This is a genomic window from Chlorogloeopsis sp. ULAP02 (assembly GCF_038404745.2).
Taxonomy (GTDB): domain Bacteria; phylum Cyanobacteriota; class Cyanobacteriia; order Cyanobacteriales; family Nostocaceae; genus Chlorogloeopsis.
Genome location: NZ_JAYKTT020000017.1, coordinates 17,628 through 33,861, shown reverse-complemented (window position 1 = coordinate 33,861; position 16,234 = coordinate 17,628). Strand labels below are relative to the sequence as shown.

At 40.3% G+C, this 16,234-nt stretch carries 12 protein-coding genes and 1 pseudogene; 3 read left to right on the top strand and 10 right to left on the bottom strand.

The genetic code is table 11. The features are described 5' to 3' along the window. Positions 1-48: 48 nt before the first annotated feature. Positions 49-891, bottom strand: a complete 843-nt coding sequence (locus U2718_RS08645) for a YaaW family protein (RefSeq protein WP_341997303.1) — start codon at positions 889-891, stop codon at positions 49-51. 878 nt (positions 892-1,769) lie between these two features. Between U2718_RS08645 and U2718_RS08640 the strand changes: the two genes are divergently transcribed. Beyond that, positions 1,770-2,123, top strand: a complete 354-nt coding sequence (locus U2718_RS08640; RefSeq protein ID WP_341997301.1) for a hypothetical protein — start codon at positions 1,770-1,772, stop codon at positions 2,121-2,123. A 79-nt stretch (positions 2,124-2,202) separates the two neighbouring features. Here the strand turns inward: U2718_RS08640 and U2718_RS08635 are convergent. From U2718_RS08635 to U2718_RS08625, 3 genes and pseudogenes are all read right to left on the bottom strand, one after another. After that, positions 2,203-2,328, bottom strand: a pseudogene (locus U2718_RS08635) (DUF3140 domain-containing protein); the annotation flags it as partial. A gap of 55 nt (positions 2,329-2,383) precedes the next feature. Further along, positions 2,384-2,599, bottom strand: coding sequence for a DUF2945 domain-containing protein (locus tag U2718_RS08630; RefSeq protein WP_341997299.1), 216 nt, complete (start codon positions 2,597-2,599; stop codon positions 2,384-2,386). A 144-nt stretch (positions 2,600-2,743) separates the two neighbouring features. Then, positions 2,744-4,141 carry an amidohydrolase family protein gene (locus tag U2718_RS08625; protein WP_341997297.1) on the bottom strand — a complete coding sequence of 466 codons (1,398 nt, stop codon included), beginning with the start codon at positions 4,139-4,141 and terminating at the stop codon, positions 2,744-2,746. Positions 4,142-4,681: 540 nt separating this feature from the next. Between U2718_RS08625 and U2718_RS08620 the strand changes: the two genes are divergently transcribed. Then, positions 4,682-6,004, top strand: coding sequence for a hypothetical protein (locus U2718_RS08620; RefSeq protein WP_341997295.1), 1,323 nt, complete (start codon positions 4,682-4,684; stop codon positions 6,002-6,004). Positions 6,005-6,226: 222 nt separating this feature from the next. Here the strand turns inward: U2718_RS08620 and U2718_RS08615 are convergent, their stop codons facing one another. The 6 genes from U2718_RS08615 to U2718_RS08590 all read right to left on the bottom strand — a co-directional run bounded on the left by U2718_RS08615 (position 6,227) and on the right by U2718_RS08590 (position 12,457). Further along, the gene (locus U2718_RS08615) at positions 6,227-6,679 is read right to left on the bottom strand and encodes a GNAT family N-acetyltransferase (RefSeq protein WP_341997292.1); all 453 of its coding nucleotides are present in this window, start codon (positions 6,677-6,679) and stop codon (positions 6,227-6,229) included. 318 nt (positions 6,680-6,997) lie between these two features. Continuing rightward, entirely contained in the window at positions 6,998-7,909 is a 912-nt protein-coding gene (locus tag U2718_RS08610; RefSeq protein ID WP_341997291.1) for a putative selenate ABC transporter substrate-binding protein, read from the bottom strand. Positions 7,910-8,070: 161 nt separating this feature from the next. Next, positions 8,071-9,456: an AAA-like domain-containing protein gene (locus tag U2718_RS08605; RefSeq protein WP_341997289.1), complete on the bottom strand. Its 1,386-nt coding sequence runs from the start codon at positions 9,454-9,456 to the stop codon at positions 8,071-8,073. A gap of 214 nt (positions 9,457-9,670) precedes the next feature. Beyond that, complete coding sequence (locus U2718_RS08600; RefSeq protein WP_341997287.1) at positions 9,671-10,462, bottom strand: MinD/ParA family protein; 792 nt, start codon at positions 10,460-10,462, stop codon at positions 9,671-9,673. Between the two features lie 9 nt (positions 10,463-10,471). After that, positions 10,472-11,221: a PAS domain-containing protein gene (locus U2718_RS08595; RefSeq protein ID WP_341997285.1), complete on the bottom strand. Its 750-nt coding sequence runs from the start codon at positions 11,219-11,221 to the stop codon at positions 10,472-10,474. 327 nt (positions 11,222-11,548) lie between these two features. Beyond that, positions 11,549-12,457 (bottom strand): pyridoxamine 5'-phosphate oxidase family protein, encoded by a 909-nt coding sequence (locus U2718_RS08590; protein WP_341997284.1) that lies wholly within the window; start codon positions 12,455-12,457, stop codon positions 11,549-11,551. Positions 12,458-12,636: 179 nt separating this feature from the next. Between U2718_RS08590 and U2718_RS08585 the strand changes: the two genes are divergently transcribed. After that, a complete protein-coding gene (locus U2718_RS08585) occupies positions 12,637-16,218 on the top strand; it encodes an NB-ARC domain-containing protein (protein ID WP_341997282.1) in 3,582 nt (1,193 codons plus the stop codon). The last annotated feature ends 16 nt before the right edge of the window (positions 16,219-16,234 follow it).

Below are 16,234 nucleotides of genomic sequence, written 5' to 3'. Positions count from 1 at the left end.
ACGACCAATGACTCATGACTAATTACTCATGACTCATGACTATATTTGTTAAGCTAGTTCCCAACATTCTGTGCGGGTAAGGCGAATTTGAGCTATGGCAAAGATAGTTGGTATGATCCGACCATAGTTGGTAGCGATCGCTCTCCAACCTAAATCAGCCAGAAACCAAGCCCACATCATCGGCCCTAAAAAGGCAAAAACACTGCGGACAACTCCATACCGAGCTGCACTCACAGCCATTCCCTGCCGTGCCATTTGCAAAGCAACGTAATTTTGAAACTGGCTAGCTGCTGCTACTCCTCCTTGGAGCGTAGCTTGTTTTGTAACTTGATAGGTGGCAAAGTGCATCGCAAATTGACGGGCAATTTGTTTGAGCAATAATGGCTGAATTACGGAGGTAACAGCAAGAGCGCTACCCCCTTTAACCAGCAATCCCAAAGGATCACGCTGTAAAGACAAAGGCAGTGGTTCGCTCAGTTGCGATTTAGCTAAATGACGCTGTACCTGTACAGTCAGTTTTTGCTTCTCTTTTTCTGGTAGTTTTTTCCAAACTCGCCCCAGCAGATGTAAAAATACTTCGGCTTCTAAATCAATCGTTGACAAATCGTCAGAATAGTTGATTTTTAAATACTTACACACTTGAATTAGCGCTTGTCGGTATGTTATCTGGCTTGTACGTCCCCGCAATACAGTTACACCATCAGCTGCTAAAAATCGAAAACGCTGTTCTAATGCGTCTAACCAAGCTTCGCGCCCTTGGCTCTGTATTTCTATCGGTTCAGGTGTTTGAACATAATCTAGGGGATTGAACTTACGGCTAAACAGAATTGCCGTTAAGTCCTGCAATTCATCTTCTGTTGCCAGTTCAAGTGCCGCCCTTAGTTCATCCAATTTTCCTTCCTCCCTTCCATCAGCTTTTTCTGTACCTTATTCTACTATTAGCTTTTAGTAGTCTTTTGTCTGCTATGTAGTTGTCACTTAGGTATAAGAAATTGGGTATTGGATATTGGAAAGAGGACGCGGGGACGAACACACGCGGGGACACGGAGAGGATATTTCTCCCACTCTCCCCCTCTCCCCCTCTCCTCCTCCCCCACTCCTCTTCTTTGTCCCTAGTTCCCCTACTACATTTGCAGTTATTTACTGTGGCGATCGTCTGACAAAGGGTACTAACTGCTTTGGTTGAATATTCCCCACTAATAATTTTTATTACAATTTAGTTTCGATTGTCATCATTTTCAGAATTCTTTTAAAGAGTATTGTATTTCTTTATACACGATTTCTAATTTTCAAGGGTGTATATTTGCCCATTAAGCCTTGATTAATTAGCTAGGTATTTTTCTTAGCATTAGTAAATCAGGTTAATTTTTTATTGCTCAGAGTTAAAACAAATTTCTTTTACTATTTTTTTAGATTTTTAAGTGTTCGTATTATTGCTGACATTATTTACACCAGCTTATAATTATATTTGGTATTTTTCCGCCAAAATGTCAGGAAATTGAAATAATTAGCATTAAATACAAAACAGACAGCTGTAACCAGTGTATTTATGGTTGATTTAAGTATTTGTTAGCTAACAATTATTAAGTTTTGTTGAGATGATTTTATCTTAAATTTATCATGTTTTAGGTAGATTTCAGATTCAACTTCATAAATAAAGCATCGATTACTTAAATTATTTGCTGATTACTGGTTGTCATGACAATGGGCCAATAATACCGTTAGCTCGGTGACATAAATTTATTGGATAATAGAGGAGTTAATAACTGATGAAAACAGTACTCAATTTAACGCAGCAATCAGTAATAGCAGAAATTGAAAGTGTTTTAGACACTTATCCTTATCATCCTCATCAACAAGCTTTTGCTATTCCTGAGTTACGCCAAGATTTGATAATGTACGTCTTCAGCCGTATTCCTTGTCTTTACAGTGCGATTGAACCTGAACAAGCTTGCTGGTTGAGCTACAAATTACCTCGCAGTCCTTTGGAACATCAAATACATCTACAGAATTTGATTCACCAAGGAGTTTACTCAATCATGCAAGAGAAATCTGATTGGATTAGCCATCATCTTTGTGAAACAATTCAATCAGGCTGTGAACCATCTCACTGGTTTGGTTAAAAATAGTTAAGTAGGCAGTTGATAGTTAGCGGCTCTTAATGAACTACAAACTATTAACTACCATACTGACAGGTTTTATCTACAGTTTAACAATGCGTTTACCTGATTGATGTCCAACTGATTCTGAGTTTCTATTCTTTTGCCCAACTGATTGAGATTCCTCTGTTTTTAACCAAGTTTCTAATTCTTTAGTTTGCATATTAACTGAGGGATAAAACTACTCAATCACTGATTGAACTTCTTTATTCATAAGTTTGTATTTATTGATCTATTTTTTCAAGAGCATCAGGTTTATGAGCTGCTTCTTTTCCACTTTTGTCGCTTTCTACTAAGTACTCAGGATTATCCTCTGAGGCAGCGACGTGATGCCCTTTGATTTCTGTAGGTGATGTCAGCTTCTTTTTCACTTCACCAGTTGTTTCACCTTGAGAAGTATGCCAACTAACGCGATCGCCTTTTTTGAGTTCTTCAGTCATAGCTTGTGTGTCTTGAAAATTTGCTTTTTGTTAATTTTCTTGACAACAACACAGTAATTAATCAGTCTCTCGATAGAAAAATTTTTGACAATCCTTTCAACCACCTAGAGATCGTAGATCACCACATTATGTTTAAGTCTTTAATCAACTCAGGAGATTCTTGTAAACCTTACCGTCTTTGACGATCACAATGAAGTTCTTAGCTGGGTTCTCGATTAACTTGATGTTCTCTAGTGGATTACCGTTCACCAACAGCAAGTCAGCCAGCGCACCTTCTTCAACAACGCCCAACTTTCCGGGATAGGGATTGCGGGGGCCAGACAACGCTAGCAATTCAGCATTTGTACTCGTTGCCATCCTAAGCGCCTCAGCAGGCGTATACCAGCGTACCATTTTCGCAAGTTGTGCTCCTTGGCGAGCAGCTTTTTTAGCGCTGAATAACGTGTCGGTACCCCAAGCTGTTTTGAGATTATATTTCTTAGCCAGTTTATAGGCAGTGTCGGTACCCTGAGACACTTGCAGTTGTCTGCCGCGATTGGCCGAGCCTTCCGGATATGGATTTGCATCCTCATCATCAAGGAACGGCTGGAGACTTAACCAGATACCCTTTTCAGCCATTAACTTAGCGGTCTTCTCATCCATCAGTTGACCGTGTTCAATGCTTTTCACCCCAGCCCGAATCGCTGTCTGAATCGCAGTAGGCGTATAGGCGTGAACGGCGACGTAGGTGTTCCAATTCGCGGCTGCATCGACGGCGGCTTTAAACTCCGCTTCAGTGTATTGACTGACATCTATCGGGTCGTAGCTTGATGCTACACCACCACCTGCCGCCAGCTTAATCTGGCTAGCCCCCCGCATCAGTTGCTCACGGGTTCTGCGGAGTACCTCATCCACCCCATCGGCGATCGCACCCACTCCATATTGTTCGGCCGGACTAAGCTTAGAAGTCGGCGTTCTGGGCAGTTCTTCAAGTTTACGAAAGTCTCCATGACCTCCAGTTTGTGAGATCATCGCCCCCGAAGGCCAAATTCTCGGCCCAACGACCTTACCACTGTCAATTGCCTTCTTTAACTCAAACACCGGCCCCGCCATATCTCGCACACTGGTAAACCCACGCATGAGCATGGCCGTAGCATTTTTCTCTAATTGTCGAAACGCAAGCTCTGGCGAGCCACTGGCGGCCAACGCCATTAGGTCATCAACCTCAGTCGTCTCCATAAACAGGTGGGTATGGGCATCGATCAGTCCAGGCATCAGCACACGCCCCTTGCCGTTAATCCGGGTCACGCTACCTTCTGCTGGTGTAGGAATCGAAGCGGTAGAAATCGTCTGAATCTTGTTGCCCACCACTAATACGTTAGAAGGAGCAGACAGTTTCTCGGAGGTGCCGTCAAATATCCGTACATTTTCAAACAAGATGCTAGTGGGTTGCTGTCTGAGAGTATTAGGAGGTGACTGACCTTGAGCCAATCCCATTTGTGCTATAAATCCAATCAGCACCAGTAGCAAAGTTGCTAAGACGATCTGGTAGCGAAATCGCATATGCACATCTCCAAAATAGCAATTAAGTGTATTTGTTTAACGCTAAAATTCATCCTAGAAATCTAGTGCAAGAACTTTAAACTCCAGACACAGAATATCAGCAGGTCTTCGTACGCAGCGTATTCATACCAACGCGTGGATTTTGGATTAAAACCATTGACCTAGTAGGCTTGTCCAGAATTTTGAAACAAGACTTCCTACGCCATGTTGGTGTCATATTGGCTTGGCTATACTTCAACAGATTTATAATGAGTAGCGCTATTAAAATAAATAAACACAAAAAATAAGAAATTTATAAGCAAAAAATAAAGGTTTTGTTAGAAAAATAAGATTATTTACCAAATAATTTTTTGTCTTCAGTTCTGGATAATGGCTAGTACCTTTGAGCAATCTAAATTAAAGCTGCTGAATCCCTAATAAACTGCTAGAGATAATAATAAATTATCTGCTTTTTATCATTTTATTACTTTAATTCTCTATAATTTGCAGTACTAAATAATAGAAAAGCAGGCTAGAAAGTGTGTAGCTGAGTTGAAAACAATGGAATTAAGAAACAGCAAAAGCAATCAAAATAACCAAGCGAATCAGGCTCTTAATAATAACTCAAACAAGCTTTGCGAGCAGTTATTAAAGCAATTTTTTTTGTATTGCAGCAGTACGCTGTTAGTCGCGATCGCGCTTTTGGTTTCTCCTGTGCAAGCAGAAGATAGATTGGTTGTTATTCAAGATTCTGAAAGCGTTACTCCTGAACTCGAAACCTTGTTATTCAATGCAGAACCCTCAGCCTCAAGAGTAAGTATTTCAGTTTTAACAGTGATCATTCTCAACAATGAGCAACCTCACGCGTCTACAAAAGACTCGCTCTCGTCCGTTGCTTCAACGAAAGATATTCATTCAATGCGATCGCTCAATCAGGCTGCTAATTTATTGCCTGAACCGTCTATTGCATCTACAGAGTTAGCTTCCTGGCTCAATCATATTGTTCAGGCTGATGTCCCCACTCCACAGCCTTCCGAACCATTCTCTCAGCCTGCATCAAGCAATGCTCCAAGGGAGCCGCTAGGCGAGCCTTGGCAAATCTCGGTGGAACCCTATTTTTTTATACCCTTGGATGTACGTGCTGATGTAACGGCTGCCGGACGGAGTGCCTCCATTCGTGCAGGACTAGGAGAAATATTGAATCTTGATCGCGCCTTTGATGCTGGACTACGGTTGGAAGCACGAAAAAATCGATTTGGGTTGATACTGGACGGTTTCTATCTCTCTGCTGGACAGAGCGGAAATCTTGGGGTGACTTTTCCTCAAGGAAGTCTGCAAAACTTTGGAATCAATACCGATGTCAGATTGAGTACGGATGGAAGTGTGTCTGTCCGTCAAGGCACTATTAATTTAGCAGCATTTTATCGTGTGCTTGACACGCCTTTAAACAACTCGGCAAAATCATCCAATCTCTACCCTCGATTGGTCGTCGATCCAATTTTAGGACTCCGAACCAACATTCGGAAGCAAGAGATAGAAGTCGATAACATTCGCATCGGCAACACTACTGTTCCGGTTGATCGAGACTTTAGTTTCTCTAGAACTACCGTGGAACCATTGATTGGCGCACGGATTGAGTTAGATTTGTCTGAGTATTGGACGATAGGCATCCGAGGGGATGTATCTGGTTTTAATATCAATGCTGATCGAGACATTACCTGGAATCTGTTGATCGGTACTCGATATCGCCTATCTCCGACTACATCGCTTCAACTTGCCTATGGCTTCAACGATTTTGACTTTGAGGATGGAGAAGGGCTAAGACGAGCCAGATTAAATTTACATCAGCAAGGGGCATGGCTGAGTGTCATGTTTCAGTTCTGACGATTGCTTTGAGTCTTCATTGATAATTTCTACTCAATATAGCTAAGATTTTGTTTACAAATCAGCTTTTATTTTCAGTCTCCAATATTCAGATAAACGCGAGCATCATAAAAATCTTGAGAATCTTGCGCCGAGAGTCTAGCGTGCCATCTGAACCTCGCCTAAAATGAACACATTTTGGGCGATTTTTATCCGCTTTTTTTTAAAATTCAGTATTTCTGATTATAGGATAATCCATTTGGTGAGGAAATGACGATTTTTATCTGTGAAACCTGCCTGGCGATATAAGTTTTGTGCTTTTTGATTTTCTCTTTCAACTTCTAGATGAACTGCTTGAATTCCTAAACCTTGACAGACATTTTCTATAAATTGAATGGTCTTTTTCCCTACTCCTTTTCCTTGATAAGTTTCCCTAATATAAAATTCATCAATCATTGCGTCACGACCACGGTATTCCAAACTATAGCCAAAAGTCAGAACAATATATCCAACTGCTTGGTTATCTTGTTTAATCAACCAAACTCTTCCAAAAGAGTCATCTTTCAAAATTCCTGCTAGGGCAGTACGAACAATTGTTTCATCATAGGTAATACCCTCATATTCATAAAATTCTTGGATGAATTGAATGAGAATTTCAGTATCAGAGTTATCAGCAACTTTAAAATTTATTTCCATTGCTCTAAAAATTTTCGCGCCAGGGACTATTGTCCCCGGCGCTCCAACTACAACGCTATGTAGTTAAGAAAATACAATTACTATATTATGATTATTCAATGCAAAAATCAATGGGGTTTGCATAATTTTACATAATATAGAATGACTAAAATCAACTCAATAAAAGAATTTAAAATCTAGAATTCAGTGGTCAGAATCAACCCAAATAATGAGGTTTAAAAGCGAAAAAGTTTATGTTTAGTTTTGACCACAAGGGGAGAGGTATTAAACCTTTAGCCATAAGGAGTGCAGTATGCCATTCTGAATTCTGGCTTCTGACTACTTGATTTTGCCTATATCTCGACCAATTTTTTCAATTTGAGCATAGTTTTCATTTTTGGTAGGAATGAATTTACTTGCTTGCAATAGTTCGAGAATCTCCTTTTGTTCTGGCTCTTTTGGATCTAGTTTAAAGAAAGCATTCTGAATTTTTTTGGTAAAATCTTCCCCGTAGCGTTGCTTAACTTGTGGGTTTATTACCCAGTGGTAATCATAATAGGGAGGGGTGCGCCAAAGAACTTCAACTCTATTCAAATCGACTTCTTTGGCATCAACACGCTTCAACCAAACTTTTTCATTGACAGCACCAACATCATAGGTGCCTGCTTCTACCAGTTTGATAGTTTTATCATGATCACCAGAGAAGCCCGGTTGTCCTTTAAAATCTGTTAACTTAACACCAGCTTGTTCCAGGAAATATTGTGGCATTAGTCGCCCAGAGGTAGAAGACTCGCTGCCGAAGGTAAAAGTATATCCTTTGAGTTGTTTGAGATCAGCAATATCTTTAAATGGTTTCAATTTAGTTTTCTTATTAACAATGAAGACACTGTGGAACTTTTCATCTACATCACGTTGAGCGATCGCTTCTGCACCTGGTACTTGTAATCTTGCCTGTACGCCAGTCAATCCGCCAAACCAAACTAAGTCTAAATCTCCTACTTTAAAGGCAGTAACTGCTGCGGTGTAATCAGTAACAGGCTTGTATTCTACAGGTACACCTAATTCCTTCTGTAAATAGGCGGCAAGTTTAGTATATTGACGCTGCAACTTTTCTGGATCTTGATCGGGAATTGCACCTGTTATTAAAGGTTTTACTTGGTTTGTGTTAGTTGTCCTATCGGAATTAGTTGAGCAAGCCGCTAAAGGAAGTAAGAAGATTATTAACAATCCTGATAGCAAAAATTTTTTCATTGTTTCAAAACTAATTGTTTTTCTATCAAGATTAAAATCTTACAATTCCATGCCCAAAAATCCAACTATATACACAATTAAAACATATCTTTTTGTACAAACGTAACACGGTGCATCTTTACATGATTTATATGTATCGCTATTAATGTCAAATAGTATCACTATATGCGGTTGCTAAAATAGCGACAATATAACCCACAACTAGGTATAACCTGATTTCCTTGCAGCGTTACCAGTCCCATACTGTGTAGCTTAAATGCTAAAAGTTGTTCTATTTCTATAGGTATTGATGACTTCAACACTTGATCGTAAGTCATTGCTAATTGCGGATGTTCTTGTAAAATTCGTAAGTGCCGATGTAAGTGATTGCTATAAATGCCTGCATCTGTAGGGGCTGTTTGCACCAGTTGATTCAAACTTATGTCGCGCTGTGCTAGATGATAGAGAGCTTGCTGTACTAAGTATGGATGTCCACTAACGAGTTCCATCAGAGCAGACAGTTCGCTCTCCAAGAGATTAAGCCCATAACGTTGAGCTAAATCAATGACTTGCTCTTGAGTAAATGTTTGTAATTCAATTGCCAAACCTACATTAAAGGGCGATTTATTAATATCTAAAGGAATATAAACCTCAGTAGAATGAACAATAATTAGTCGGAGATTTTGCCACAAACAATTGCCACTATCTCCATAAGCTGCTTCTTCATACCAAGAGCGTAATAGCGTAAAAAAATCATCAGCAATTTCTGGATGTAAAAATACCTCATCAACCTGATCTAAAGCTAATACCAAAACACCATTAACATCAGGTAACAAACAGTCTTCAAAATAAGCAGTGCAGTTACTCTTACTGCCAAAGGTTTCACTCCAGTAATCCTCTACTTGATGCGGCAGATGCAACTTCCGCGTGATTGAAGCGCAAAACCAGCGCAAAAATTTATCTAAGTCGTTAAAAACTGCTCGATCTGCTTGCTGAAGGTTGAGTGCTACAGTGTATGTTCTCGGTATATCTCCACTGTAAGGGTGATGTTGCTTGGTATGAGCTAACATCCTCACCATTAAAGACGTTTTACCCATTTGGCTGGGTGCTTTAATGCGAATCAACGCGCCTAGTCTGGTAATCTCTTCATAACAGCGAGACTCAATTGGAGGACGTTCTATATAAAAAGCAGAATCTAGAGGTATCAGTCCAACTGGCGGCTCTAAGTCAGAAGATATTTTTGTGGTGACATTATTTTGCTTTTCTTCGTTTTTTTCCTGCCTATTTTGTTGTGCTAGAATTGCCATTAAATTAGATTTGCTAACTTTTTCTCCCAAACTTAATGAAAGAGTTTGCCACAATTTTGGCCCGACATCATGTTTAATATATTCAGGAGCATAACCACTGGTTGTGGCAATTTCGTCATATTTTTGACCTAGCCAAGCTCCTCGCAAAACAGCAATTTCTATGTTTTTTAAATGTCTAGATGTCTTAGCAAAAATAGCTGCATCTGCTACTTTTAAGGCTAATTCAAAAGATAGGGGTTGCTCTTGACTGGGGTTAGTCATTTTTCTGACTTAGGAATTAAGGAATTGATTGGCAGTTATTCAAATTGGTGATAACGAACACAGATGAACACAGATAAACACAGATAATTATTGGTGTGCATTTCGTGGTTTATTTATAGTCGATTTCAGAAATATGATTTTTGCTTGCCATTTTAATTCATATCAGACGTAAAGTTGTATTTTTATTTTTTACAGCAGTAATTTACTGAGTCACTCAACTATCTGCGTAAACTAAAGGAGATGACTGCTCAGGCATAATTGCTTTGTCTGCAATCTGTTTAATTATTCTAGTCAATGGATGATGGGGATATTGTAAGGAAAATAAACCACAACTACCCATTTGCACTATATCTTCTGATAGTGGCAATATACCTGCAACTAAAATTTTGTATGTCTTTTCTAATTTCTGTTGCAGTGCCAAAAAATCCATCTTACTAGGAATTTTATTAATTATTAACATCATATTATTAACTTTTAACTGGCGAGCAACATCGACTGTTACTGCTGTCCCTTGAAAATCTTGACGGTCGGGACGCAAAATTATAAACAGTAGGTCTGAAATAGCAATTGAAAGTAAAGTTTCTCTACCTATACCAGGGTGAGTATCGATAAATAAATAGTCTAATTCTAGCTCTTTAATTAAACGTTGAAATCCGCTATTTAATAAGCTAACGTTGTATCCTTCATATTCTATTCGCGCAATTTCATCAGCGTTGACGCTAGAAGGAATGAGGAAGACTCTACCTGCACCCTCAATTCTCAAATGGGAAGTGACATCGCAAGCTGTATCACTAATAGAAACACGATTCCACAAATAATCATTTAAAGTCTTGGTTGATGCTACCTCATCAATGCTAAATAAAGCATGAATTCCGGGTGATTGCAGATCGGTGTCAACTACTGCGACTCGATATCCTTTAAGCGCGATCGCTACTGCTATATTTGCTGTTAAGTTAGATTTGCCGGTGCCGCCACGAAAAGAGTGAATCGCGATAATTTTAGCCATAAAACACCTCTAACTCTCACAAGCTACTTCTAATTTCCTTAGACTTTCCACCTCCATCAACAGTTGTTGAAAATAATCAGTTGCAGTCACTTCTGCTACTTGGTTTGCTACTTTATGCAAATCGATTTCAATTTGCATTTCTTTGACTTGCAGTCTCAATGCTTCTTCTTCTAGCTTGCGATCGGTAATGTCACACAACGCAGTGAGGATAGTTGGTTCATGATTAAAAGTCCATTTCCTCAGAGAAGCCGCTACCCACAAGGGAGTGCCGTCAGCTCTTCGAGCACGGATCTCATAATTCTGTACATAACCAGTTTGTAAAACTCTATCGACTAACTGTTGACGCTCTGTTGGATTGTGACAAAAATCGGCGGCGCGACAACCAATTAATTTTGTAACTGGCACTTTTAATGTTAAAGTGGCTGCTGTATTGGCATAGAGAATCTCACCATCGGCAATCCGAGATATCAACACTGGTACTGGCATTGCTTCCGCTAGGATGTAAAATAGCTCTTCCTTCTGGCGCAGTACCTTTTTGACTTCATTTTGCAGTTTCGCCTTTTCCTGTGTCAGGGCTGCAATCTCTGCTCTTAATCTCGTTTCTGTTTTTTCATCTGTTGGCAATTGATTCCAAAGGTGGCTGGATGAAAAAGACTTCAGTGTAGAATTTCCCATATCCATAGCATCAGTGAAACTGACAATACGAACCATTGTCGAGAACAGGGTTTTGATGTCAGTGCGATCGCTGTTTTGGGGCATGATTTACTCTATTCCCATCAATACCAGTGTTAGGAGTATGCTGACATCTTGCACCAGCTTTTCATCCCGCCAAGAAATCAATTTCTTGGCCTATAGCATAAGTCAGATAAATCTGACTAGAACAGTCTTTGAGTTCGTTTGAACGGACTTGTGCTATAAGGTGTGTGTTAGAGGGGTAGGTGCAAGATACCAACTAAAGAACTTTATCCTTAGTCTTTTCTTAGCTTTACTTTCTTATGCCCACTCAGGAAAGATCAGTTTGGAGCAAATTAAAGTTCAGAAAAACTGAGCTTGACAAAAAAATAATTATATGTGTCTTAAATATCTCTACTCATCAAAGCTAGGATTTGCTGGCGAATAGCTCCCAAATCGCCAACGCAAAAGGGTAGCATTTTGGGTTTCGATAATTTGCTCAATGTCAAACTCTACCAAACGTTGCGCCCCAGCAAAACTAGTCAATCTTTCTCGCTCCCAAATCACTTTTACTGTTCCGGTGAGTTGCAGAATATGTCCCTCAGTAAAATTGATGAATAACAAACCTGCCTGAGGATTGACCGCAAAATTACCCAAGGTTTGGAACATATTGTTACCAGCGTAATCGGGAAATACCAGTTTGTTACTGTTTAAGACTTGCACAAACCCTGGATATCCTCCTCGGTGGGAAGCATCTGCACCGACTTTTTGAGCGTAACTACCGATAAAAAAGGTATCAGCTTGGGCAATCAAGTTTTGATGGGTTGTGCTCAAAGTCTGCGCGATCAATATTTGTAGTTCTGGCGATGATTCAGTAGTTTCTAGCTCTAAGTGACGGGCTTGAATGTATTTGGGACAGTTAAAAAATGCTTGCTCAATTGTAATGTTTATTTGTCTTTGGGGTTGAATTTCGGCTTGTCCATTGAGGCGCAAACGTTTGCGGTTTGTCAAATCAATTACCAATAAACCTATTTGATTATTGCCGTGCAGGTTGTGATGCAGTGGATCGCTTGGAACTGAGATAGCATCAACTTGTACTGTTTGTTGGTTCAATACTTTGACAAAACCAGGCTCCCCCGTGAGTAAGGATGCCCAAACTCTACCATTGGTGTCTACTGTACTGGCAATCGCTAATTGTTGGGTACTGAGGAAAATTTGAGCAGCTGGTTTAATCAAGTTACTAATGAGATGATGTAGAGTTTTTGCTTCTTCTCGCACTCCTGCTTGAGCTTGAACTGCGATTTCTCCAGCATGAAATTGCATTACTATTCTCCATCGTTTTATAACGATAATCTTACGAAGTATCTCAATTGCCCCAGATCAGTTTGATCTATATCCAATATTTGGTAAAACTGATCTTGGCATCTCGTGTCTATTATGGTATTGCAAAGAACATTTAATTTCTGCCAATATATTTTGTACCTAAGTCCCGATCGCAAAACGTGGCTACTCTTAAAGCTTCTCAACAAGGATTGGCAAAAATCAGGCAAGCTAGAATTGATAAGGGATGGTCTATCGATGATTTTAGATGGATAGAGTTAGCGAGCGAACTGCTCGGAGTTTATTGGCAAGAAAATGGAGTTCTTGCGGTTGGCATATCCGAAGGTACTTGGAAGCGTTTTTTAGCAGGAAAGCACCCAATTAATGCGGAGGCGTTTAAAGCCTATTGCCAAGTGCTGGAAATTGACTGGGAAGAAGTAATTGAAAAGCCAGACACAACTAACAAATCCCCATCTGTTTCCCCGCTCTCCACTTCCCAAGACTGGGGTGAGGCTCCTGATGTCTCGATTTTTTATGGTCGTGAGGCAGAATTAAATACTGTTAAAGGTTGGATAGTAGAGGACAAATGCCGCTTAGTTACATTGCTGGGGATGGGTGGAATTGGTAAAACCACTCTAGCAGTGAAGTTGGCACAGGAAATTATTCCGAGTTTTGAGTATGTGATCTGGCGGAGTTTGCGTAATCCTCCACCGATAGAAGATATTTTGGCAGAACTGATTCAATTTTTATCTGGGCAGCAAGAAACCAATTTACCCACTCATCTAGATGGTAGAATTTCGCGGTTGTTGAAGTGTTTGCGTGCTTCGCGCTGCTTGCTGATTTTAGACAACGTTGAGTCAATTTTACAAGCAGGCGATCGCACTGGTCGTTATCGTACAGGATATGAAGGTTACGGTCAATTATTGCAATGTATTGCTGATACTTCACACCAAAGCAGTCTTATCTTAACCTCGCGGGAGAAACCCCAAGGTATTGCTAAGTTTGAAGGGGAACTTTTACCTGTGCGTTATCTCCAACTTATGGGTTTACCAGACACTCCAGGGCGCGAATTATTCAAGCTCAAAGGCACATTTACAGCGACAGAAGATGAATGGCAAACACTTATTAACCGTTACGGTGGCAATCCTCTAGCTTTGAAAATTGTAGCTTCTTCTATTCATGATATTTTTGACGGCGATATTTCCCAATTTCTCGCCATTTCTCAACAAGGTAATTTTATCTTTGATGATATCCGCGATTTACTAAATCAACAGTTCCATCGCCTCACCAACTTGGAACAAGAAATTATGTATTGGCTGGCAATTAATCGGGAGCCAATTTCATTAGCACAATTGCAAGCAGATTTTGTTACTCACATACCACCGCGAGAAGTCATAGAATCACTCAGTTCTTTGCAGCGACGTTCTTTTATCGAAAAAAGTTCTTCTGGTTTTTCTCAGCAACCTGTGGTGATGGAATATGTCACCAATCAATTAATTGAGTGTGTTTGTCAAGAAATAGTTAGTCAAAAAATTTCTCTATTTAAAAGCCATGCCTTGATGAAAGCCCAAGCTAAAGATTATGTAAGAGAAACTCAAATTAGTTTAATTTTGCAACCAATAATTGATGAATTAATTGTCCAGCTTGGTAGTGCAGAAAAAATAGCAAATTATATCAGTGAAATCCTCACTCAACTGCGGATGCAATCAACTCAGACAACAGGTTATGCCGGGGGAAATGCTCTGAATTTGCTGCACCATGCCCAAGTTGATTTGAGTGGTTTTGATTTTTCTCAGTTAAATGTTTGGCAAGCTTACCTTCAGGGTGTGAATTTGCATAATCTGAATTTTGCAGGTTCAGATTTATCAAGTTGCGTTTTTACGGAAACTCTGGGCAATATTTTATCGGCTGCTTTTAGCCCAGATGGTGAACTTTTGGCAACCTGTGATACTGATTGTCACGTGCGTTTGTGGGAAGTGAAAACAGGTAAATTGCTATTTATTTGTCAGGGGCATAGCAATTGGGTACGTTGTGTAGTGTTTAGTCCGGATGGAGAAATATTAGCGAGTTGTGGTGCTGACAAAACGGTGAAGCTGTGGAGTGTGGGAGATGGAGTTTGTATTAAAACTTTGATTGGGCATGAACACGAGACATTTGCCGTTGCTTTTAGTCCAGATAGTCAAATTTTAGCTAGTGCTAGTGGCGATCGCACGATTAAATTATGGGATGTTGAAGATGGTAAATGCTTGAACACCCTCAACGGACATCAAGATTGGGTGCGTTGTGTGGCTTTTAGTGCGGATGGGCAAACCTTGGCAAGTGGCAGTAGCGATCGCACAATTAAGTTATGGAATGTGAGCAAAGGTAAATGTTCAACTACTCTAACAGAACATCAAGGTTGGGTGCGTTCAGTAGCATTTAGTCCGGATGGAGAAATTTTAGCCAGTGGCAGTGGCGATCGCACGATCAAAATTTGGAACTATCGCACAGGTAATTGCTTAAAAACTTACACTGGACACACCAACGGAGTCTACTCAGTAGCATTTTCTCCCCAAGGTGAAATACTTGCCAGTGGTAGCGGCGATAATACAGTTAAACTTTGGGATACGCAAACTCATACTTGCATCAAAACTTTACACGGGCATACAAACGAAGTCTGCTTTGTCGCCTTCAGCCCCGATAGTCAAACATTGGTTTGTGTAAGTCTAGACCAAACCGTGAGATTATGGAATTCGCACACCGGGCAATGCTTAAAAACATGGTATGGCAATACAGATTGGGCATTACCAGTAGCTTTTAGCCCAATCCCCCCCTGCATAAGGGGGGTTGGGGGGATCTTAGCCAGTGGCAGTAACGATAAAACAATCAAATTATGGAATTGGCAGACTGGGGAGTGCGTAAGAACATTACAGGGACACACAGACTTTATTTATGGTATCGCCTTTAGTCCAGACGGACAAATCTTGGCAAGTGGTAGTACAGATTCCTCAGTCAGATTGTGGAATGTTGACACAGGTAAATGTTTTCAAATTCTTCACGGACATTCCGATTGGATAGATGCAGTAGCCTATCATCCCCAAGGTAAAATAATCGCTAGTGGTAGTGCCGACTGTACGGTTAAGCTGTGGGATAACAGTACAGGTCAATGCCTCAAAACCTTGACTGGACATACAGAAAAAATCCTGGGAATTGCCTTTAGTCCTAGTGGAGAAATTATCGCTAGTGCCAGCGCCGACCAAACTGTAAAATTATGGGATTCGCAAACAGGTAACTGCATCAAAACAATTCTCGCCCATAATGCTCGAATTTACGCTACTGTTTTTAGTCCAGAGGGGAAAACCCTAGCCACCGCCAGCACAGATCAAACCATCAAACTGTGGGATATCTCCACTCTGAAATGTCTCAAAACCTTTACAGGGCATACCAATTGGGTATTTGCTATTGCTTTTAGTCCCGATGGCAAAACCCTGGCTAGTGCTTCCCACGATCAAACGGTGAGAATTTGGGATGTGAAGACAGGCAAATGTCGCCATGTCTGCATTGGACATACACATTTAGTATCTGGCATTGCCTTTAGTCCAGATGGACAATACATTGCCAGTGGTTCTCAAGACCAAACTGTGAGAATTTGGGATGTGAGAACAGGCGAATGCATCAGATTATTGAGGGCAAAAAGGCTATATGAGGGGATGAATATTGCTGGTGTGAAAGGGTTAACGGAAGCTACAGTTTTAACATTACAAGCTCTTGGTGCTGTGATTTAGTGTAGTTAAAAACACA